This window comes from Stenotrophomonas sp. STEN031 (assembly GCF_056759975.1).
The window spans coordinates 1-22001 of record NZ_JBRREA010000001.1 but is presented as its reverse complement, the minus strand read 5'-3'; the positions used below and the strand labels follow the sequence as shown (position 1 = coordinate 22001).

Annotated in this window: 17 protein-coding genes; 7 read left to right on the top strand and 10 right to left on the bottom strand. The window is 64.9% G+C overall.

The genetic code is table 11. From position 1 onward, the window contains the following. Positions 1 to 128: 128 nt before the first annotated feature. Positions 129 to 476 carry a helix-turn-helix domain-containing protein gene (locus ACVOLQ_RS00085; protein ID WP_481514642.1) on the bottom strand — a complete coding sequence of 116 codons (348 nt, stop codon included), beginning with the start codon at positions 474 to 476 and terminating at the stop codon, positions 129 to 131. Positions 477 to 690: 214 nt separating this feature from the next. On the opposite strand from ACVOLQ_RS00085, the gene ACVOLQ_RS00080 reads away from it, so the two are divergent. The 4 genes from ACVOLQ_RS00080 to ACVOLQ_RS00065 all read left to right on the top strand — a co-directional run bounded on the left by ACVOLQ_RS00080 (position 691) and on the right by ACVOLQ_RS00065 (position 4451). Next, on the top strand, positions 691 to 1179 hold the full coding sequence (locus ACVOLQ_RS00080; RefSeq protein ID WP_481526620.1) for a helix-turn-helix domain-containing protein: 489 nt from the start codon (positions 691 to 693) through the stop codon (positions 1177 to 1179). Between the two features lie 13 nt (positions 1180 to 1192). Next, complete coding sequence (locus ACVOLQ_RS00075) at positions 1193 to 1483, top strand: hypothetical protein (RefSeq protein ID WP_481526619.1); 291 nt, start codon at positions 1193 to 1195, stop codon at positions 1481 to 1483. 285 nt (positions 1484 to 1768) lie between these two features. Further along, entirely contained in the window at positions 1769 to 2866 is a 1098-nt protein-coding gene (gene rsgA, locus ACVOLQ_RS00070; RefSeq protein WP_282273104.1) for a ribosome small subunit-dependent GTPase A, read from the top strand. Between the two features lie 328 nt (positions 2867 to 3194). Continuing rightward, positions 3195 to 4451 (top strand): flavohemoglobin expression-modulating QEGLA motif protein, encoded by a 1257-nt coding sequence (locus ACVOLQ_RS00065; RefSeq protein ID WP_313173102.1) that lies wholly within the window; start codon positions 3195 to 3197, stop codon positions 4449 to 4451. A 6-nt stretch (positions 4452 to 4457) separates the two neighbouring features. On the opposite strand, the gene ACVOLQ_RS00060 is transcribed toward ACVOLQ_RS00065, so the two are convergent. From ACVOLQ_RS00060 to ACVOLQ_RS00025, 8 genes are all read right to left on the bottom strand, one after another. Continuing rightward, positions 4458 to 5699, bottom strand: a complete 1242-nt coding sequence (locus ACVOLQ_RS00060; RefSeq protein WP_481526618.1) for an FAD-dependent oxidoreductase — start codon at positions 5697 to 5699, stop codon at positions 4458 to 4460. Between the two features lie 88 nt (positions 5700 to 5787). Further along, on the bottom strand, positions 5788 to 6993 hold the full coding sequence (gene gltS / locus ACVOLQ_RS00055; protein ID WP_313173104.1) for a sodium/glutamate symporter: 1206 nt from the start codon (positions 6991 to 6993) through the stop codon (positions 5788 to 5790). Positions 6994 to 7559: 566 nt separating this feature from the next. Further along, positions 7560 to 7958, bottom strand: a complete 399-nt coding sequence (locus ACVOLQ_RS00050) for a RidA family protein (RefSeq protein WP_313492888.1) — start codon at positions 7956 to 7958, stop codon at positions 7560 to 7562. 34 nt (positions 7959 to 7992) lie between these two features. Then, entirely contained in the window at positions 7993 to 9432 is a 1440-nt protein-coding gene (locus ACVOLQ_RS00045) for an N-acyl-D-amino-acid deacylase family protein (RefSeq protein ID WP_313173106.1), read from the bottom strand. Between the two features lie 3 nt (positions 9433 to 9435). Then, entirely contained in the window at positions 9436 to 10311 is an 876-nt protein-coding gene (locus ACVOLQ_RS00040) for a MurR/RpiR family transcriptional regulator (protein WP_313173107.1), read from the bottom strand. A 2-nt stretch (positions 10312 to 10313) separates the two neighbouring features. Next, on the bottom strand, positions 10314 to 11669 hold the full coding sequence (locus tag ACVOLQ_RS00035) for a GntT/GntP/DsdX family permease (protein ID WP_313173108.1): 1356 nt from the start codon (positions 11667 to 11669) through the stop codon (positions 10314 to 10316). Between the two features lie 23 nt (positions 11670 to 11692). Continuing rightward, a complete protein-coding gene (locus ACVOLQ_RS00030; protein WP_481526617.1) occupies positions 11693 to 12958 on the bottom strand; it encodes an amino acid deaminase in 1266 nt (421 codons plus the stop codon). Between the two features lie 124 nt (positions 12959 to 13082). Continuing rightward, complete coding sequence (locus ACVOLQ_RS00025) at positions 13083 to 14231, bottom strand: OprO/OprP family phosphate-selective porin (RefSeq protein ID WP_481526616.1); 1149 nt, start codon at positions 14229 to 14231, stop codon at positions 13083 to 13085. Between the two features lie 116 nt (positions 14232 to 14347). Between ACVOLQ_RS00025 and ACVOLQ_RS00020 the strand changes: the two genes are divergently transcribed. Then, positions 14348 to 14989 (top strand): response regulator, encoded by a 642-nt coding sequence (locus tag ACVOLQ_RS00020; RefSeq protein ID WP_481526615.1) that lies wholly within the window; start codon positions 14348 to 14350, stop codon positions 14987 to 14989. Between the two features lie 151 nt (positions 14990 to 15140). Here ACVOLQ_RS00020 and ACVOLQ_RS00015 read toward each other — a convergent pair whose 3' ends face one another. Continuing rightward, complete coding sequence (locus ACVOLQ_RS00015) at positions 15141 to 17783, bottom strand: PAS-domain containing protein (RefSeq protein WP_481526614.1); 2643 nt, start codon at positions 17781 to 17783, stop codon at positions 15141 to 15143. Positions 17784 to 17966: 183 nt separating this feature from the next. On the opposite strand from ACVOLQ_RS00015, the gene ACVOLQ_RS00010 reads away from it, so the two are divergent. Together ACVOLQ_RS00010 and ACVOLQ_RS00005 are read left to right on the top strand one after the other, a co-directional pair. Next, positions 17967 to 19298 carry a dicarboxylate/amino acid:cation symporter gene (locus ACVOLQ_RS00010; protein WP_481526613.1) on the top strand — a complete coding sequence of 444 codons (1332 nt, stop codon included), beginning with the start codon at positions 17967 to 17969 and terminating at the stop codon, positions 19296 to 19298. A 238-nt stretch (positions 19299 to 19536) separates the two neighbouring features. Then, on the top strand, positions 19537 to 21828 hold the full coding sequence (locus tag ACVOLQ_RS00005; RefSeq protein ID WP_313173114.1) for an NADP-dependent malic enzyme: 2292 nt from the start codon (positions 19537 to 19539) through the stop codon (positions 21826 to 21828). The last annotated feature ends 173 nt before the right edge of the window (positions 21829 to 22001 follow it).

Sequence of the window (22001 nt, the reverse complement as noted above, 5' to 3'; positions counted from 1 at the left end):
GCGGTGGACCAACTGCTGCGTTGCTGGGGTTTTCGCGCGCATGGACGCGGGGCACTGGCCCGTCACTGGGGCACTGCCGGCTGATCCCCGCCCATTGACCTGGGCCAGGCTGTAGATATCGGCGGTGTTCATCGAGCCACCGCCGTTTGTGGATTGCGAGCTGCGCGCAGCCTGCTAGGCTTTAACCCAGCAGGAATAAGGGCAGGTTGGCCAGGCTTACCCCGGTTGGGTTTGCCGTCGGAGTCGTATCGGCTGGGCCAGATTTCCATAGCGCTGATGCCCAGCGCTTCGGCAATGATGGCTTCGGCCGTGGGATACGGCTTATGCAGGGCTTTGGCCAGGCTGTTTGAATTTCTGTAGCCGTTGAGCAGGCTCAGCTGGCGCAAGGAGATGCCCTTCATGCGCAGTTGAGCTCCTACCTCGGCAGGGTGCCAGTCGTCTTGACTGGTTTTTTTTGTGGGCTGTTTTGCCGTCACGTTGGATGGGTTCCGTTGGCGGTGTCTACAGCGCAGATATTACGCAGGATCGTGTCTGCGTCAAGCAGTTTTGTGTGTCGCACTTTCGATTGGCGGGACACGAATATGCGGAGGGTTGAAAAGTGTTTTCCATTCAACAACTTGCTGGAAGTGCGACACACGGGCCGCATGTCGCACTTCGCGTCGCACTTTCGAGCATGGAAGTGCGACACGTATGAGCACATCTGTCGGCAAGCGAATTGCACACATTCGTGACTCGTCATCCCAGCGTCAGTTCGCGGATGAGCTGGGGGTGCCACTACGGACGTTTCAGACGTACGAGAGGGACGAACGCGACCCAGACCAACGGACCTTGGTAGCTCTCTATCAGCGGGGCTGGAACTTAAACTGGCTGCTCATGGGCGAAGGGCCGGAACGGCTGGAAGCCTTGCAGGAGAAGGGTTCCGGGGGCGATTCGCCCCAGTCTCACAATCTGAACCAGGAGCGCCTTACCCTCGCGCTGCAGCTTGTGGAAGACGCCTTGGCGGCTAAAAACGCGTTCCTGCCAACGGCCAAGAGGGCCGAGGCGGCGATGCTTGTCTACGAGTTGCTGGGAAGCGGCCTGCCGGAAGCCGATGTAATCCCATTTGCCCGGCGTGCCGTGGGTTTAGCAGAAGGAGGGGCTATAGATGCCAACAGGGGGACAGCGGCAGTTGGTCGCTAAATTGGCGCTGCTTATGAGCGAGGCGGTGCCCGATGCACCGCCCGAAGCGAGCAGCGGTGGTGGCGAAGTGCTGTGCAGGCCTTTGAATCAAGGTACTAGGGCGCGCGCCCTGCGAGAGATCAGCCGGATTTCGATGCGATACGGTTGGTGGGCGGCGGTAGAAGTGGCCCTGGATCGGGCTAAGGTACCGTCCCTGCGCCATTTGGACACGGCGCAGTTGGAGATCTTGGCCGAGCACCTGCAGAGCCTGGTCGAGAACGCGATGGTGGCCTGCGACCTTCCGGACGATTTACCCGCCAGGTAAAGGGGCTTAAAACGGCCATTGAACGGCCATCCGCTTGGGTGGCCGTTTTGCATTTTGGCTGTCGCTAAATGCGGGAATGGCGGTCATTTCTCAAACCACCGATGATGACCAGGGCGGAGCGCGAGAACAGTCGAACCCTTGGAACCACGGGCCTTTTCATCCCATTTCGTCCCGTTTTTCCCGCTTTGTCTCTCTTATCAATCTAGATGACTGCCCACACCCAAGCACCAGGCGCAACTGAACCGCCATTCCCGGCGCCAAGCGCCACCCCGGTAGAATCTCCCAATGACTGATTCCATCGACTTCGATTCGCTGCGCCATATCGGCTGGCCCTGGCCCGGTGCTCCCGAGGACCCGCAATGGCAGGAAGCTTTTGCCGCCCACCCGCAGGCCCGCCCGGGGCGCGTGATCGAACAGCACCGTTCCGGTTACGTGGTCGCCGATGCACCCGATAACAGCCTCAAGACCGAGTCACCGCCGGAATGGCAGCGGCCGCGTTTTCCCAGCCATGAGCGCGCGGCGGTAGGTGACTGGGTGCTGCTGGACGGCAAGCGCATCGTCGCGCTGCTGCCGCGGCATACCTCGATCAAGCGCGGTGCGGCCGGTGAGCATTATCACCAGCAGGTGATCGCGGCCAACATCGATACGGTGTTCATCGTCTGTGGCCTGGACGCCGATTTCAATCCGCGCCGCATCGAGCGCTACCTGCTGTTGGTGGGCGGCGGTGGCGCCTCACCGGTGGTGGTGCTGACCAAGGCCGACCAGACCGAGTACAGCGAAGACGCGTTGGCGGTGCTGGAAGACCTGGCCGCGCAGCAGATTCCGTTGCTGGCGATCAATGGCAAGGATCCGGAAAGCGTTTCGGCCCTGCTGCCGTGGCTGGGCCCGGGCAATACCGTGGTGCTGGTGGGTTCCTCCGGCGCCGGCAAGTCCACCTTGACCAACACGCTGTTGGGCGAGGACCGGATGAAGACCAATGAAGTGCGCAGCAACGATTCGCGTGGCCGCCATACCACCACCCATCGAGCGCTGATGCCGCTGCCCTACGGTGCCTGCCTGATCGATACGCCCGGCATGCGCGAGCTCAAGCCGACCGGCGAGGAGACCTTGGCTGAAGGCGGCTTTGCCGATATCGAAGAGCTGACCACGCAATGCAAGTTCCGCGATTGCTCGCACCACAGCGAACCGGGTTGCGCGGTGCAGGAAGCCATCGAGCGCGGCGACATCGACGAGAGCCGGCTGGAGAGTTACCTCAAGCTGCGCGAGGAAGTGGCGCAGGCCGCAGCCAAGCTGGCCCAGCGTCAGGCAGAGCAGGCGACCGAACGCAAACACAGTGGGCGCGGTGCGCAATGGCGGCCGATCAACAAGGGCAAACGGCGCTGAAGCTTGCCTTTGCTGCTTGGGCTGCCACCCTTTTGCATGGTGAAGGGGGGGCGCGCTGATGCGGTCGTGGCTTCGCGGCCTACGCCGCTGCCTAGGCTCCCTCCCTTTTGCGTAGCAAAGGGGGTGAAGAAGGCCCGCTTGTGCGCCACTGGCGCGCGGCCTGATGAACCACCGAAGGCTATGCCTTCGGGCCGGGCGGGTTGGGGAGGGGTAGGCTGTTCGCGTGCTAATGCGGTCGTGGCTTCGCGACTTGCGCCGCTGCTTGGGCTCCCGCCGCTCCTGCAAGAGCGATGGCTGCGCGTTATTACCTGATTTGATCGAGGCAGGCATGACCACAGTTGATACCCACAACGATCCAGCCATCAGCCATCACGCCGCGCTTGACGCGCGCATGGTGGCGGCGGTGAAAGGCATCCGCCTGCTGAGCCTGACCAGCTGGCCGGCGGATACGCAGGCACCGTTTCTGGAGAGCGTGGCGCGCGGTAACCCGATGCTGCCGCAGGTGGACTACCCCAAGCTCGACTTCAGCGAAACCCGGCGCGAACTGGCGGCGGTAATGGATGCGGTGGACGCGAGCCATCCGCTGGGCAGTTACATCCAGGATTCTGCGCGCAGCTGGGATCTGGCCGCCAGTCTGTTGGAAGGCCTGGGCACGCGCGCGGTGGACGATTATTCCACCCAGTTGTTCGGCGTGCCCGAGCAGCCGATGCCGGGCAATGGCCCGACTACCCGCGATGCGGCAGGGCACTTCATCCAGATCGCGCAGGAACTGGACCACGAGTTGCTGGCACCGGAAGAGCAGGTGCCGGTATCGGCCACGGCCTTGCAACTGATGCTGCAGAGCGACCTGGATGAGTTCTTCGCCGGGCGCATGATCACCGTGGAGCTGGATCCGGAGTTGATTGCCAAGGCTGCCGCCGGGGCAACCCGCATCCGCCTGCGCACCCGCGCCACCTTCAGCGCCTATGACCGTGCGCAGCTCTATCACCACGAAGCGCTGGTACATTCGCTGACCGCGCTCAACGGCCGCGACCAGGTGGTCTTGCCCAGCCTTGCGCTGTCCTCGCCGCGTATCACCGCTACCCAGGAAGGCCTGGCAACGTTCGCCGAGCAGATCACCGGCAGCATCGACATCCAGCGGCTCAAGCGCATCAGCCTGCGCATCGAGGCGATTGCGATGGCGCGCGATGGGGCCGATTTCATCGAGGTGTTCAACTACTTCCGCGCAGCAGGGCAGACTGCCGAGGAGAGTTTTTCTTCCGCACAGCGCGTGTTCCGTGGCGTTCCCACCAGCGGCGGCGCCGCCTTCACCAAGGACACCGTCTACCTGCGCGGCCTGGTCTCGGTGCACACCTTCTTCCGGCAGATGCTGCGTGATGAAAAGCTGCAGACCTGCCGCTGGTTGTTCGCCGGCAAGATGACGCTGGAAGACGCACAGGCGCTGACGCCGTTGTTCGAGGCCGGCGTTCTGGCACCGCCGCGTTGGTTGCCGCAGTGGATCAACCGCGCCAATGGCCTGGCCGGCGCACTGGCGTTCTCGCTGTTCGCCAACCGCATCCGCATGGACCAGATCAGCGAAACCTGAGTTGGTTCAGGGCGTACCCAGCAACTGCTGCACCGCCCGTTCGCCACTGCCCATCGCCAATGTCCAACCGAGCATGCCGTGGCCGATATTGCAGGCCAGGCCGTCGTCGAGGTTTTTGATGATCGGCGAAGTCCACGGCGTGACCGGACGCAGCCCGGCCCAACTGCTTTCGATGTGCTCATAATCCGCGGCTTCGGGCAACGAGGCGCGTGCCTGCGCGATCAGCGTTGCCAGCCGAGCCGGTTCGGGCGCGGGATTCCAATCGTTGAGGTCGGCCAGGCCGGCAACGCGGATGCGCTCGCCCAGGCGGCAGAACACCAGTTTGCGCTTGGTGTCGGTGATGCTGACCCTGGGTGCATTGGCGCCCAAGGGGGCGGTGAAGGAATAGCCCTTGATCGCCATCACTGGCATGCGCAGGCGCAAGGGTTTGAGCAGGGCAGGGCTGTCGATGCCAGCACAGACCAGTACGCGTGCTGCCTGCAGCGTACGGCCATCGCGGGCCTGCAGCTGCCACTGCCCATCCGCACGACGCAGCGACTGCGTATCGAAACCGAACAGTGCCTGCATGCCGTATTGCTGCTGCAACACCTGCAGCAGGCCCTGGCTGAAGCGGAAGGGGTCGCCGGCTTCTTCATCCGGCGAGTAGACACCGCCGGCCAGCCATTGCGCGCCAGTCAGTGCAGGTTCGATGGCGGTGGCTTCGGCTGCATTGACCAGCCGTTGCTGCACACCATGGCCACGTTTGAGCGCGATCATCGCCGCTGCGCCTTGTACGCCCTCGGTGGACGGGTACAGGTGCAGCTTGCCGGAGACCTCATGGTCGAAATCGATGGGGTGTTGCTGCAGCAGGGCCTGCATGGCCTGGCGTGATTCCAGTGCCAGTTCCAGCGTGGCCAGGGTATTGCGCTGCAGGCCTGCCGTATTGGCCTGGCGCAGGAAAGCCAGGCCCCAGCGCAGGAAGTCCGGGTCGGCTGACCAGCGTGTGCGAAAAGGTCCGTTGCGGCCAAATGCCATTTCCGGCAGCTGCGCCCAGGTTGCCGGGCCGGCCATCGCGTCGGTATAGGCGTAGCTGAGCTGGGCACCATTGGCGAACGAGGTGCCCAGTGCCGGACCGGCGTTGCGATCCAGCAGCAGTACCGAGCAACCGCGTCTTGCTGCGGCATAGGCGGTGGCCAGACCCACCACACCAGCGCCGATGACGACGAGGTCATGGCGGGAAGAAAGCGCGGGCGCGGCGTTGGATGTCATCAGCAGAGCGGCGTTACGGGGCGGGGATGGGCCCATTGTCGCGCCAACCCGTGCACAAGGCACGCGTATGGCGCACGGAACCGACGGCTTAGTGCGGCCAGAAGTTCAGGAAGCCGGTGATGATCAGCGCATTGATGAAGTCGATGAAGAACGCGCCGACCAGCGGTGCCACCAGGAAGGCACGCGGTGCCGGCCCGTAGCGCTGTGCCAGCCGTCGCATCACCGCCATCGCGTTGGCCGTGGTGCCGAGCATGAAGCCGATGAAGCCGCCGCCCATCACCGCCGCGTCGTAATCGCGGCCCATCAGCCAATAGATCGGCACGGCGAACAGCGCCACCACCGAGACCTGGATGATCAGGTTGACCAACAGCGGCAAGCCCATGCCGGCCAGTTCCCAAAGCTTCAGATCCATCAGCGCGATGGCCAGGAACAAGGCCAGGCTGATGTTGCCGATCAGGTCGGTGGTCGGCACCGACAGCTTGATCCAGCCGGTGTAGTCGTCGATGTTGCGGATCACCGCGCCAACCAGCATCGCGCCGATATAGGTTGGCAGGGTCAGGCCGATGCCTTCGAAACCCTTGCCTACCCAGACGCCCAGCCACATCGCCATCAGCAGCACGACGATGCTCTTCAATGCATCGAACTCGCGCGCCGATTCGCTGGGATAGCGCACGACCACCGCTTCGTCCTCGCCGAGCTGCGCACCTGTGGCCTTCTGGCTGGGGTGCTGCACCTTGAAGCGCTGCATCAGCACGGTGATCACCGGGCCGCCGACCAGGCCGCCGCAGATGATGCCGGCCATGGCGGCGGTCACCGCCAGGCTTTCCGCGCCGACCAGGCCGGCCTGCTCGAAGTGCCCGGCAAAGGCCAGGCCGGTGGCCGGGCCGCCGGTCAGCGTGGCCGAACCAGCCAATACGCCGAACATCGGATTCAGGCCGAACAGCTTGGCGACACTGATGCCGATCAGGTTCTGCAGCACCGCGAAGATGCTGCCGATCAGCAGGAACAGCATCACCTGCTTGCCGCTGACCCGCAGCAGGCGCAGGCTGGCGTTGATGCCCAGGGTGGTGAAGAACGCCACCATCAGCGGGGTCTTGAGCGTGGTATCAAGCGTGAACAGGGTGGTCTGCTGGCCATGTGCCCACCACACGGCCAGTGCCACCAGCAGGCCGCCGACCACCGGTTCGGGCAGGTTGTAGCGGCGGAAGAACGGGATGGCACGGCACAATGCGTAGCCGGCGAACAGGGTCAGGCCGGCAAAGGCGACCGTCTGTACGGCGTCAAGTTGAATCATCAGGGCGGGGACCTTACACCAGCGAAAGGCGAACTTTGTCGTTCCCCCGGCACAATAGCAACCGGGCCTATTGGCACTGGACCGGGTTTTGGGTGCTTTCTGGTAGCGGTAATCGCGTGGTGCGGGGCCATGCCCGGTAGATGCATGGCCAGAAATCCACCGTAGTGCCGAGCCATGCTCGGCAGGGGCCTTGCCAGGAAATCCAGATGTACTGCCGAGCCATGCTCGGCAGAGGCATTACCAGGAAATCCAGATGTAGTGCCGAGCCATGCTCGGCAGAGGCATTACCAGGAAAACCAGGTGTAGTGCCGAGCCATGCTCGGCAGGGGCATTACCAGGAAATCCAGATGTAGTGCCGAGCCATGCTCGGCAGAGGCATTACCAGGAAAACCAGGTGTAGTGCCGAGCCATGCTCGGCAGGGGCATTACCAGGAAAACCAGGTGTAGTGCCGAGCCATGCTCGGCAGAGGCATTACCGGTACAGCTCCTGCCGAGCATGGCTCGGCACTACAGTGAAGCCTTGCTGGTACAGCTTCAGCCGAGCATGGCTCGGCACTACGGTTGGATCAGTCGCGCTGCGGGCGCTTGTAGGCCACGCAATCCACTTCCACCTTGCAATCCACCACCATGCGGCTTTCGACGCAGGCACGGGCCGGCGGGTGTTCGCCGAAGTAATGCTTGAACACGCCGTTGAAGGCGTAGAAGTCACGGGCATCGTCCAGCCATACGCCACAGCGCACGACATGCTCGGGGCCGTAGCCGGCTTCGGCCAGGATCGCCAGTACGTTGCCGATGACCACATGCGACTGCTCGGTCACGGTGCCGGCCACCAGTTCGCCATCACGCATCGGTACCTGCCCGGAGACGTACAGCCAGCCGTCGGCTTCGACCGCGCGCGAGAACGGCATGTGCTGCTTGCCTTGGCCTACGCCGCCTTCGGCGCCATAGCGTTTGATGTCACTCATCGGTAGTCCTTTGTTTTGGGTACAGCGGTTGCATTCAGGCTGCTGGTGCAGCCTCGGGGCAGACAAAACGGCCTGCGCGGGCCACGACCTGCCGGCCGTCGTAGCTCAGGCAGCCATTGACCCAGACCGCGCTGATGCCTTCGGCGGCACGGATCGGATCGTGGAAGCTGGCGGTATCGCGTACCCGTGCCGGGTCGAACAGCACCAGGTCGGCACACCAGCCGGCGCGGATGAAGCCGCGCGCGCCCATCGCGAAGCGCGACGCGGGCAGGCCGGTCATCTTGTGCACGGCGGTATGCAGCGGGAACAACTGCTCATCGCGGGAATAGTGGCCAAGTACGCGCGGGAAGGTGCCCCACAGCCGCGGATGCGGGCGCGGGTCGCGCGGCAGGCCATCCGAACCGATCATGGTCAGTGGATGGGCAAGGATCTGGCGGACGTCGGCCTCGTCCATGCCGTGGTAGACGGCGCCAGCAGGCTGCAGGCGGATGGCGGCGTCCAGCAGCGACACATTCCAGTCGGCGGCGATCGCCGCCAGCAGGCGGCCGCCCTGGTCGGGCTCGGGCTCGGACCAGGTGATCAGGATGTCGAAGGCGTCGGTGACCTGCTTCAGGTCCAACGTCGAGGCGCTGGCGGCATAGGGGTAGCAGTCGCAGGCAACGTCCTGAGTGGCGGAGGCGGCGTGCAGGCTGGCCAGCACTTCGCCGCTGCGTCCCCAGTTGTCGATGCCGGCGCACTTCAGGTGCGAGACGCGGACGGCGGCCTGCGGTGCACGTGCGGCGCTGAAGGCCTCCTCCATCGCATCGAGGATGCCGCCGAATTCGTCGCGTAGGTGGGTGGCGTACAAGCCGTTGCGCGGCAGCTCCATGGCCAGTGCGTCGACTTCCGACGATGGCGCGCTGAAGGCCGAGGCATAGGCAAGGCCACTGCTCAGTCCCAGCGCGCCCTGGGCCAGGCTCTCACGCAGCTGTGTCCGCATCGCGTCGATCTCATCGGCGCTGGCGGCACGGTCGAGCCGGTCCATATGGTTCTGGCGCAGGGCCGTGTGGCCGACCAGCGCGGCTACGTTCACCGCCGGACCGGCCTGCTCCACCGCCCTGCGGTAGCTGGCGAAATCCGCGTAGCGGAAATCCTCGGCATCGCCGAGCAGGTTCATCGGGTCCGGCACCTGGTCGCGGATATGCACCGGGCTGGCGCTGATGCCGCAGTTGCCGACCACCACCGTGGTCACGCCCTGCGACAACTTGCTGCGCATGTCCGGATTGCGGATCACTTCCAGGTCGTCATGGGTATGCACATCGATGAAGCCCGGCGCCAGGGCCAGGCCCTGGGCGTCGATCACATTTGCCGCCGCGGCATCGCCAAGCTGGCCAACGGCGACGATGCGGCCGGCATGGATGGCCACATCACCCTGCACGCCGGCCTGGTCGCTGCCATCGAAGATCAGCGCGTTGCGTATCAAGAAGTCATGCATGGATCAGTCACCCAGCGGCAGGCGTGAATCACCGCCACGGTGGCGGTCCAGTGCCAGCTTGATGCGGCGCAGGTGCTCGTGGTTGGCGTTGGCGTCGCTGAGTGCGGTGGTGGTGGCGAGTACGTCGATCGCCAGCATCATCGCGTAGCGCGACGCGGAAGGTTTGAACACGAAATCCGTTTCCTCGATCTGGATCGGCAGCAGCCAGTCGCTGCGCTCGGCAAGGGCGGTGCCGGCCTGGGTGATGGCACCGATGCGCGCACCGTAGGTGCGGGCGATATCGGCGGCGGATACGATCTCCGGGGTGATGCCGCTGACCGACAACACCAGCACCAGGTCGTCCGGTCCCAGCGTGGCGCCGATGATCTTCATCATCAGCGCGTCGCTGCAGGCCGATACCGGGCGGCCAAAGCGCACCAGGCGGCTTTGCAGTTCCTGCGCGAAGACGGTGGAGCAGCCACCCAGGCCAAAGATGTGGATCATCCGCGCCTTGCACAACGCCTCGGCCAGGCCCTGCACCACGTCTTCCTTCAGGTTGGCGATGTTGTGGCGCAGGCTTTCCTGGATGTCATCGCAGATCTGCGCGTACAGCGCCGATACCGGCGGCGCGTTCTGCTGCTCCAGGAAGCGCTTGCCGACCGCGCTGGCGGAGGCCAGGCGTGCGCGCAGTTCGCGCACGTGCTCGCAGCCCAGGGCCTTGGCGAAACGCGAGATGGCGGCGGCGCTGACCTCGGCACGCTCGGCCAGTTCGCTGACCCCGTACTGTGCAGCGGCGTCCACGTCGGCAAGGATGGCCGCGGCGATGCGTGCTTCCACCGGGCTGAACTCATGCTGGCGCTGGCGCAGCTCATAGACGATATCGAACGTATTCTGCGACATGTTCAAAGCACCATGGAGAGGGCCATCACCAGCAGCAGGGCGACGACGGAGATAAGGGTTTCGAGCACCGTCCAGGTCTTGAAGGTCTGGGCGACGGTCATGTTGAAGTATTCCTTCACCAGCCAGAAGCCACCGTCATTGACATGTGACAGCACCACCGAGCCGGCACCGGTGGCCAGCACCAGCAACTCGGGGTGGGCGTAGCCCATCGCCGCGGCGATCGGTGCGACGATGCCGGAGGCCGTGGTCATCGCCACGGTCGCCGAGCCGGTGGCGATCCGCATCAGCGCGGCCATGGTCCAGCCCATCAACAGCGGCGACAGTTCAAAGCGCTGCGACAGGCCGATGATCTCCGCCGCAACGCCGGTGTGCACGAGGATGCCGTTGAGGCCGCCACCGGCGCCCACCAGCAAGGTGATGGCAGCGGTGGGGGCCAAACACTCCTGGGTGAACTTGAGGATCTGCTCACGGCTGAAGCCACGCAGCAGGCCCAGGGTGATGAAGCTCATCAAGGTCGCCAGCAGCAGCGCCACCACCGAATGGCCGATGAAACGCAGGCCGTGGTTGAGGGACGAGCCGGGTGTTGCGATCTGGTCGGCCCAACCACCGAGCAGCATCAACCCGACCGGCAGCAACAAGGTCGCCAGGGTGATGCCGAAGCCGGGCAGTTGCTCATCGGGAATGCGGCTATGGCCTTCATCGAGCAATGCCGCTTCCATCGGGTTGTGCGCGGGCAACTGCACCCTGGGGGCAACGAATTTGGCGAACACCGGACCGGCCAGGGCGGCCGTCGGCAAGCCGACCAGCAGCGAATAGAACACGGTGCGGCCGACATCGGCGCCATAGGCATTCACCGCCAGCATCGCCGCCGGATGCGGTGGCACCAGGCCGTGCACGACCGACAGGCCGGCCACCATCGGCAGGCCGACCAGCAGCAGCGGCACGCCAGTGCGGCGGGCCACGTTGAGCACGATCGGGATAAGCAGCACGAAGCCGACTTCGAAGAAGATCGGCAAGCCCACGCAGAAGGCGATCAGCATCATCGCCCAGTGCACGTTCTTCGTGCCGAAGCGGGCGATCAACGTGCGCGCGATGCGCTCGGCGCCGCCGGACTCGGCCATCATCTTGCCGAGCATGGTGCCCAGCGCGACGATCAGGGCGATATGTCCCAGGGTCTTGCCCACGCCTTGTTCATAGGCCGGCAGGATTTCCGGTGCCGGCATGCCGGCAAACAGTGCCAGGCCCACTGAAACCAGGGTGACACTGATGAAGGGGTTAAGCCGAAAGCGGGCGATCAGCACAATCAGTGCGAGGATCGACAAGGCGGCGTAGATCAACAGCAGATTACCGTCGGTCATGCGTACAGGCCCGGAGGAAGCGGTTAGAACTGCGTGGAAACGGCGCCGACGACGCGGTGTGCGTCATCGACCACCAGCAGGTGGCGCCATTTGTCGAAGGTCAGGCAGGGATGGGAGATATCGAAACAGAGCATGTCGCCCACCTGCAGCGCATCGTCGGCCTGCACTTCGAGGAAGGCGTGCTGGTCCATCATCGCGGTGACCTTCCAATGCGCGGCGGCGTTGCTCGGCGCCGCCTCGCCGGGGCGATAGTGCAGGGCGGGGACCGGGAAGCCGGCATCGAAGGCGGCATCGCGCTTGCCCAGGCCGATGATCGCCTTGCCCGGTTCCGGCCGTGACTGCACATAGGCCCAGAGGCGCAGCGCTGGCTGCAGGCTGCTGCCCATTTCGCGGGCGACCGGGTTGCTGGCGTGGATGCGTTCGGCGGCCTGCCGGTAGATACCGACGTCGTGACTGAGGTAGCAGCCCGGGCGCAGCACGATCTGTGCATCCGCATCGTTGGCCAGCACCGAGAATTCCTCGGCAACCACGTCGAACCAGGCCGAGCCAGCGCCGCTGAGGATGGCCGGCAACTGGCGGAAGCCGCCATTGGCGTGGATCGCCTGCCACTGTGCCAGGCTGCGCTGCAGCATGGCGCGGACGCCGGCCTCGTCGCCGGCGACACCTTCGTAGACTTCCACGCCCACCAATGCCACGGCATCGGGCCAGCGTGCAATTTCCTCCAGCACCGCCTGCGCCTGCGCCTCATCGCGTACGCCGGTACGTCCCCCGGCCAGGCCGATCTCCAGCAGCACCTTGATCTGCTGCCCGCGCGCGCTGAAATAGCTGCCCAGCGCGGCGACATTGGCGGCCGAGTCCACCACGCAGGCGAACCAGAAGCTAGGATCGCGCTGCTGCAAGGAGGCGATCAGCGCGAAGTTGCCCTTGCCGACCAGTTGGTTGGCCAGCAGCACTCGCTGCACGCCTTCGACATGGGCAGCGACGGTCTGTGCCGCAGTGGCCAGGGTGATGCCCCAGGCACCGGCATCGAGCTGCATGCGGAACAGGGCCGGGCTCATGGTGGTCTTGCCGTGCGGCGCCAACTGGCAGCCATAGGCCTGCGCGAACTGACGCATCCACTGCAGGTTGTGCTGCAGCGCCGGGGCACTGAGCACCGCGGCTGGCAGGCTCAGTTGCTCCTCCAGGATCGAAGGTGCGGCGGCTGCGATCGACGCAGGCGTCCACGGGCCGCCGCTGGGGAGGCCCTTGCCGACTAGAACTGCTTCGGAATGAAAGTAATTTTCCTGCACGAATCCTGCCTCTTGCCGTGGTCACCCGGGATTATGGATGGCGATTGGGGCGAAAGGTGGAGAATACGTGAAAATTATTTTCTTGTGTGCACGGAGCCCGCCCGGGCGGGCCTGACAAGCGGGCTCAGAAGTGCAGTTGGGCGCGTCCGGCAAGCACGCCGGTATGGTCCAGCGTCTGCCCGCGCAGTTCATCACGGCGCCGGCTGTCGGTCCAGTCCAGCATCAGCCGGACCTTGCTGGAGGCGTACCAATTCACCCCAAGGGTCCAGGCTTCAGCGGTGACATCGCGCTGCTGCGCTGGCCATTGGCGGCCGTTGATGCGGTCGTAGCGGGCGACAAGTTCCCAGGTGCCGATGTCCCCCTCCGGTTCCAGCTGGATGAAGCGGCCACCTTTGGGGTCATAGGGACGGGTTTCGCCGGTGAGCAGCCAGCTGCCTTGCAGGTAGCCGGCCTGGACTTCGCCACGTTGCTGGCCGTCGTCGTAGCGGGCGCCGCCGTACTCGGCCTGCCACGACCAGGGGCCGGACACGCCTGCGGTTTCGACGCTGTAGCGGTTCACCGAGACTGCGCGGCCGCTGCGGAAGTCCACCAGTGGCAAACGGCCGTTGTCACCGTAGTGGCCGGTGGTGCGAGCCTGCGCACGCAGCGGCAGGGCGCCATCGGCACCTGGATGGCTGTGGTGCTCGTGGGCACCGGAGACACCAAAGTGCAGGACATGGCCCGGTTGCTGCCAGGGCGCGTGGCCGACGCGGCCGCCGATGACGTGCCCCTTGGCCTGCCAGACGTCGATGCTCTCCAGGCTGAAAACGCTGCCGCTCCAGAAAATGCCTGCATGGTTGCCCTGCGCACCGATGCCCAACCGGTAAGCCGTCCCCAGCGACTGCACCAGGAAACTGCGCTCGATGGTGGGGGTGTGGTTGGCGCTGCTGCGATCATCCAGCGTGTAGAACTGCTTGAACTGGCCGGCAGTCAGCAGGGCAGTGCCGATCTTGTGGGTGAGATATACGTCGCGTGCGACCGGGCGATGGCCAGCGAAGTCGGCCTCGAGCTTGTAGCCCACGCTGTGCACCTTGCCTGCCGCGCCCAACCACGCAGCGCGCAGATCGTCGCCGCTGCGTTCTGCGGGGCCGCGCGTGTCATTGTCGAAGTGGGCGAACTCGTAGTAGAGGCGGCCGCTGAACTTGGCGGTGATGTCGTCGTTGGCAAGTGCGGTGGGCGCGGTGGCCAGCATCAGCAGGCCAGTGAATGCAGTGCACAGGGGGAAATCGGCCATCCGTTGCCTCGACACAGGGGAAGTGTGCGGACGATAGACAGCGGGAATGCAGCCACCAATAACGATTTGGGACTAGGGCTAGGGTAGCTGGGCGGTGGCCGTGCCAAACTGCTGCGATGAGTCTGATCAAGGTACTTGTTGCCGACGACCACCCCTTGTTTCGCGCCGCAGTGCTGCATGCATTGCGCGACGGCGGGGCCGTGGGCGAGATGCTGGAAGTGGCCAGTGTCTCGGCGCTGACCGAGGCAGTGGCCGGGCACGCCGATGTGGATCTGGTCCTGCTGGACCTGACCATGCCGGGGGCGCATGGATTTTCCTCGCTGGTGTGGCTGCGGGGGGAGCGGTCCGAGCTGCCGGTGATCATCATTTCCTCCAACGACAATCCGCGGGTGATCCGCCGTGCCCAGCAGTTCGGTGCGGTTGGCTTCATTCCCAAATCCGCACCGGTGGAATCGATAGGGGCTGCAGTGGCTGCGGTGATGGACGGTGATACCTGCTTCCCCCCGTTGGCAGCGGTGCGCTCCGAGCACGACGCGCTGCTTGCCTCACGGCTGGCGCGGCTGACCCCGCAGCAGATCCGCGTGTTGCTGTGCATGGCCGATGGCTTGCTCAACAAGCAGATCGCCCATGTGCTGGGGCTGGCCGAGAACACGGTGAAGGTACATGTCACCGCCGTGCTGAAGAAGCTGGAGTGCAATAGCCGCACCCAGGCGGCGGTGTTGTTGAAGACGCTGGAGGCGGAGTGGGAGCCGGAGTAGCCCAGGACGTTGGGGTAGTGCCGAGCCATGCTCGGCAGAGGCTTTCCCGGTAATGCCCCAGCCGAGCATGGCTCGGCTCTACAGGTGGGGCATTCCGGGTAATGCCCCGCGCACGGCTCGGCGCTACCGTGCAGCGCATACCAGTGCTGGCTCAGCTCGCGCGCTGGTATAGATGCGTCATCAGCGAACGCAACGCCGCGGTTCGTGCCTGCTTGGAAACAAAGCCCCAGTTGCGCTCGCGTGCGAGCTCGCGCAGGTCCGGGTCCTGTTCGGCGGTGAACAGGATCACGCCGGGCTCGTTGCCCCAGCGTTCCACCAGCAAGGGCAACAGCGCAGGGCCGCTGATATCGCCCATGCGCACATCCAGCAACAGCAGGTCGGGATCGTTGCCTGGCTGTGCTGTGGCCTGTGCCGCATCCACGCCGCCGGCGAACTCCACCTGGCAGCCCCAGCGTTCCAGCAGCAGGCGGGTGGCCAGGCTGATGCGCGGATCGTCGTCGATGCACCAGGTCCGGCACCCGGCCAACAGCGATTCCATCTGCGGTTCCTCCGGCAACATCACCGGCAGGGTGCAGCAGCCAACATCACCGCGTGGCAGGCTGACCGAGAACACGCTGCCACGCCCAGGCGTCGAGCGCAGGCCGATGCGGTGATCGAGCAGATGGGCAATGCGATCAACGATGGCCAGACCCAGGCCGGCGCCCGGCTCCTCGCTGCCTGCATTGTCGAGCCGACGAAATTCCTCGAAGATCTCCTGCTGGCGTGCCTCCGGGATGCCGGTGCCGGTGTCGTGGACTTCGATGCGCAGCTGCTCGCCATCGCGGCGACAACCGACGACGATGCGCCCGTTGCGGGTATAGCGCACGGCATTGGACAGCAGGTTCTGCAGGATACGCCGCAGCAGTGCCTCGTCGCTGCGCACCACCGCGCGGGTGGCGACATGGCTGACCCGCAGGCCACGCGCATTGGCGAGGATGCCGAACTCGATGCTCAATGCTTCGAGCATGGGCTCCAGCGCGAAGTCACGGACCCGTTTCTCAAGCGCGCCGGATTCGAGCCGGGAAATATCGAGCAGGCTGGTCAGGATGCCATCCTGTGCGGTCAGCGCATTGTCGACGTTGTCGGCGATGTCGCGGCTGGTTGCATCGGGCAGGCGGCTGCGCAGCGCCGACAGGAACATGCGTGCGGCATTCAGCGGCTGCAGCAGGTCGTGCACGGCTGCGGCCACCAGACGCGTCTTGGCCTGGTTGGCCTCCTCGGCATCACGCTTGGCGCCGGCCAGGTCGTGGGTGCGCTCGCTGATCCGCAGGCTCAGTGTATCGGCCAGCGAACGCAGATCGCGGGCGGCATTGCGGTAGGCGGTGATATCGGTATAGCTGGTGACAAAGCCGCCATCCGGCAGCGGGTTGCCGCGGATCTCGATCACATTGCCGTCGCCACTCTCGCGTTCGTGCATGTGCGGGGTGGCCGATCGCAGGTGGTTGAGCCTGCGTTCGATGGCTTGCTCGATCGGGCCAGGGCCGAGCAGGCCGCGCCTAGCGTTGTAACGGAAGACGTCGGCGATCGGCCGGCCTACCTGGATCAACCCCGGCGGGAACCGGAACAGTTCGACATAGCGCCGGTTCCAGGCCACCAGGTTGAGCTGGGCATCGACCACGCAGACGCCCTGCGGCAGGTGCTGCAGGCTGGCGCTCTCGCCATAGTCGGCGGCACGGGCGGCATGCACCACGCCGTCCTGGGCGGTACGCAGCTCCTGTGCGTGCAGTTCCACCAGTTGCTCCAGCTCGCGACGGCTGCGCTCGCGCAACCGCGCCAGGCGTTGCCGTTGCCATAGGCCATAACCGAGCAGCAGCACCGCGATCAGGCTGGCCATCACCGCGGCGGCAAAGCTGCGCGCGCTGTTGCTGCTGCTGGCGGTACTGCGCAGCAGATGCAGGGTCCATTGCTGTTGCGGCAGTGGCTGCGAGACCCAGATCACGTCGCCGGCATCGGCCAGTTCCGCCCGCTGTTGGTTTGGGCCCAGTCGTGTGCCGGGCGAACGCTGCAGCAGCTGCCGGGGCAGCTGCGTGTACTGGCGGGTGCGCTGGAGTTCCTCGCGGACCTTGTCATCCAGTGCCTGCAGGGTCAGATAACGCCATGGTCGATGACTGGAGAGAAAGATCACACCGTTGCTGTCGCTGACGAAAACCATATCGGCGGTATCGGCCCAGGTCTGCTCCAGCGGCCGCAGGATGACCTTGACCACCACCACGCCGACCGGCTGGCCGCGCTCGTCGCGTACCGCTTCAGACAGGAAATAGCCGGGCATGGCGGTGGTCACGCCTTCGGCATAGAAGGTGCCGCTGCCGTCCTGCATTGCCTGCTGGAAGTACGGGCGGAACTGGTAGTCATTGCCGACATTGTTGCTGCGTGGCATGCGCCAGTTGCTGGCGGCCAGGGCCAGTCCGTTGCGGTCGAGCAGGGTCAGGGTCGAGGTGGCGGCCACGCCATTGACGCGCTCGAGTTTGCGATTCAGGCGCTTCAGCTCCGCTTGGACGAGCGTGGTCCGGGTCAGCGCGCTGCGCACATCCGGATCCAGCGCCAGCACCGCTGGCAGCACACGGTGGCGTTCGATCAGGGCCTGCAGGGCCTCGCCATGCAGGTGCAGTTGGGTGGTCGCGCGCTCGGCGTCGCCGGCAAGGCTGCTGCGCTCGAAATGGCGCAGGGCCACCAGCCCGGTCGCGGTGATGGCTACGCTGGCTGTGAGTGGCAGCAGCCAGCGCATGCGGCGCCGATGGGTGGGAAAGAACGGCATGCCCCCGATGGTCTGGCAGTGCTGTCGCAGCCGGCCATAGGTCTTGTCCGGTTATTGGCGAGGCCGGCTTGGAAGTGCTTCCCGGATCGCGCGGCGTGTTGGCAGTAACACCAATGCGTTATCGGCGGCGCGCGCTTTGGCGGGTAAAAAACAACCGGTAGTGAACTCGAGGTGTTCCCCGTCATGCTTGCCCCTTCCGCTTCTGTTGCCGGCCCTTGCGGGCGTCGGTTGCCGCTTTATCGCCAGTTGTATGTACAGGTGTTGGTGGCGATCGCGCTGGGCGTGCTGCTGGGTCACTTCGAGCCGCTGTTCGCCGAGCAGCTCAAACCGCTGGGTGACGCTTTCATCAAGCTGGTGAAGATGATCATCGCGCCGGTGATTTTCCTGACCATCGTCACCGGCATCGCCGGGATGACCCACCTGCGCAGCGTTGGCCGGGTGTTTGCCAAGGCGATGGCCTATTTCATGTTCTTCTCCACCCTGGCACTGGTGGTCGGCATGGTGGTGGCGCATGTGGTGCAGCCCGGCGCCGGCATGAACATCAATCCTGCTGATCTGGACCAGAGTGCGGTGGATGGCTACGTGCAGCGCTCGCATGAGCTGAACCTGGTCGGCTTTGCGCTGGACATCATTCCCAGGACCCTGCTCAGCCCCTTCGTTGGCGACAACATCCTGCAGGTGCTGTTCGTGGCCGTGCTGTTCGGCATCGCCCTGGCCTCGGTTGGCGAGAAAGGACGACCGGTGCTGGCCCTGCTGGAAGCGCTGACGAGCCCGGTGTTCAAACTGGTGCACCTGCTGATGAAGGCTGCGCCGATCGGTGCGTTCGGCGCCATCGCCTTCACCATTGGCAAGTACGGCATCGCCTCGCTGGTCAACCTGGCCTGGCTGGTGGGCGCGTTCTACCTGACCTCGCTGCTGTTCGTGGTGGTGGTGCTGGGCGCGGTGGCCCGCGTCTGCGGGTTCTCGGTATTCCAGCTGGCCCGCTACCTGAAGGCCGAACTGCTGCTGGTACTGGGCACCTCCTCATCCGAATCGGCGCTGCCCTCGCTGATGGAGAAGATGGAGCGGGCCGGCTGCAGCAAGTCCGTCGTCGGCCTGGTGGTGCCTACCGGCTACTCGTTCAACCTGGATGGCACCAACATCTATATGACCCTGGCGGCATTGTTCATCGCCCAGGCCACCAACACCGAACTGAGCCTTGGCCACCAGATCGCGCTGTTGCTGGTGGCCATGCTCAGCTCCAAGGGCGCGGCCGGGGTTACCGGTGCGGGATTCATCACCCTGGCCGCGACCTTGGCGGTGGTGCCGGAGGTGCCGGTGGCGGGCATGGCGTTGATCCTGGGCGTGGACCGCTTCATGAGTGAATGCCGTTCGTTGACCAATTTCATCGGCAACGCCGTGGCGACGGTGGTGGTTTCGCGCTGGGAGGGGGCGCTGGATCGGCAGCGCCTGGCACTGGTGCTCGCCGGCATGGAGCCGTCGGAACTGCCGCCTTCGCAGACGACGAGGGCCTGAGCTTTACCTGTGTGTGTGTGCGTTTTTGCGCGGGGCTCGCAACCGAGCAGGCGGCCCCGCGACTTTTTTACCGTCCCGAGCCTGTCATCCCCAGGGCGGAGACTTGCACACATGCGGTTGCGTGGAAGGATCGGAATTGTGCGGTTGCAGCATGACTGCGACAGCATAGCGACAGGTCCAGCCGCCTTAACGGCGTTATCATCTCCCGTCCTTCTTGCCCATTAGCGCTCACAACTCGATGTCCAACGAAGATTTCAAGCAGGCCGCCCTCGAATATCACCGGATGTCGCCGCCCGGCAAGATCAAGGTGGTGGCTACCAAGCCCATGTTGACCCAGCGTGACCTGTCGCTGGCGTATTCGCCGGGTGTGGCACATGCCTGCGAAGCGATCATGGAAGACCCGGCCATGGCCAGCGAGATGACCGCGCGCGGCAATCTGGTTGGCGTGATCACCAACGGCACCGCCGTGCTGGGCCTGGGCAATATCGGCCCGCTGGCCGGCAAGCCGGTGATGGAAGGCAAGGGTGTGCTGTTCCAGAAGTTCGCCGGCATCGATGTGTTCGATATCGAAGTCAATGAGAACGACCCGGACAAGCTGGTCGAGATCATCGCCTCGCTGGAGCCGACCTTCGGCGGCATCAACCTGGAAGACATCAAGGCACCGGAGTGCTTCGTCGTCGAGCGCAAGCTGCGCGAGCGGATGAACATCCCGGTGTTCCATGACGACCAGCACGGCACCGCGATCATCGTCGGTGCTGCCGTGCTCAACGCCATGGTGATCACCGGCAAGAAGATCGAAGAGGTCAAGCTGGCCACCACCGGCATGGGCGCGGCGGGTATTTCCTGCGTCAATATGCTGGTTTCGTTGGGTTTGAAGCCGGAAAACATCCTGGCCTACGACCGCGACGGCGTGATCCACACCGGCCGTACCGACCTGGACCCGGAAAAGGCCCGCTACGCCCGCGATACCGACAAGCGCACGCTGGCCGAGATCGTTGATGGTGCGGACATCTTCCTGGGCCTGTCGGCCGGCGGCATCCTCAGCAAGGACATGGTCGCCAGCATGGCGCGTGATCCGGTGATCTTCGCCCTGGCCAATCCCTACCCGGAAATCCTGCCGGAAGATGCCAACGCGGTGCGCCCGGACATCATCATGGGCACCGGCCGTTCGGATTACCCGAACCAGGTCAACAACGCGCTGTGCTTCCCCTACCTGTTCCGCGGTGCGCTGGACGTGGGCGCGACCACCATCAACGAAGAAATGAAGGTCGCCTGCGTGCGCGCGATTGCCGCGCTGGCGCGCAAGGAAGCGTCCGACCTGGGCTCGGCCTACGGCGGCGAGGTCCCCAGCTTCGGCCGTGACTATGTGATTCCGCGTCCGTTCGACCGGCGCCTGCTGGTCGAGCTGTCCTCGGCCGTGGCGCAGGCGGCGATGGACTCGGGCGTGGCGACCCGCCCGATCGCCGATATGGCGGCCTATCGCGACAAGCTGGCCCAGTTCGTCTACCGCACCAGTCTGTTCATGAAGCCGGTCTATGACCGCGCGCGCTCGGACAAGCAGCGCGTGGTCTACGCCGAGGGTGAGGAAGAGGTGGTGCTGCAGGCGGTGCAGAACGTGATCGACGAAGGCGTGGCCTTCCCGATCCTGATCGGCCGTCCGGACGTGATCGAGGCCCGCATCGAGCGGCTGGCCTTGCGCATGCGCGCCGGTGTCGATTTTGAAATCACCAATATCAACGACGATCCGCGCTTCAACGAGTACTGGCAGTACTACCACGAGATGACCGGCCGCAAGGGCGTCACCGTGGCCGCGGCCAAGAACCTGATGCGCTCGCGTCCTACCCTGATCGCGGCGGTGATGGTGGCCCGCGGTGAGGCCGATGCGATGCTGTCGGGCCTGGTTGGCCGCTTCCACAAGAAGCTCGGCTATGTGCGCAGCGTGATCCCGCTGGAATCCAAGGTCAGCTCGACCTCGGCCATGACCGGCGTGATCAACAACCAGGGCGTGTTCTTCTTCGTCGACACCCATGTGCAGGAAGACCCGAGCGTCGAGCAGATCGTCGAATCCACGCTGCAGGCGGCCTACCGCATGAAGCTGTTCGGCATCGAGCCGAAGATCGCGCTGCTGTCGCATTCCAACTTTGGCAGCCACGATTCCAAGGACGCGCTGAAGATGCGCCAGGTGCGTGAGGCCTTGCTCAAGCGCAACCCGCGCCTGAACGTGGACGGCGAAATGCAGGGTGACACCGCATGGGATGAGGCATTGCGCGAGAAGTTGCTACCCAACAGCACGCTCAAGGGCCGTGCCAACCTGTTCGTGCTGCCCAATCTGGAAGCGGCCAACATCGCCTACAACCTGGTGCGCGTGTTCACCAACGGCGTTGCGATCGGACCGATCCTGATGGGCATGACCAAGCCGGTGCACATCCTCACCAGCAGTGCCAGTTCGCGCCGCGTGCTGAACATGACCGCGATTGCCGCGGTGGATGCGCAGATCCGCAAGCAGATGGAAGCCGAACGCGCAGGTTGATTGCCAACCCGCATGCGTCAAAGCAGAGCCGGCCTTGCGCCGGCTTTTCTTTTGCCGGTGATGCGAGAACTGCCGATCTTTTGTAGGAGCGGGGGGGGGCGCGGAGCGCGGCCGCCGGGCGGTGGGAGGATTTGCGGGGTACAAGGGTGTTGACGCGTGGCCGGGGGGGCGCC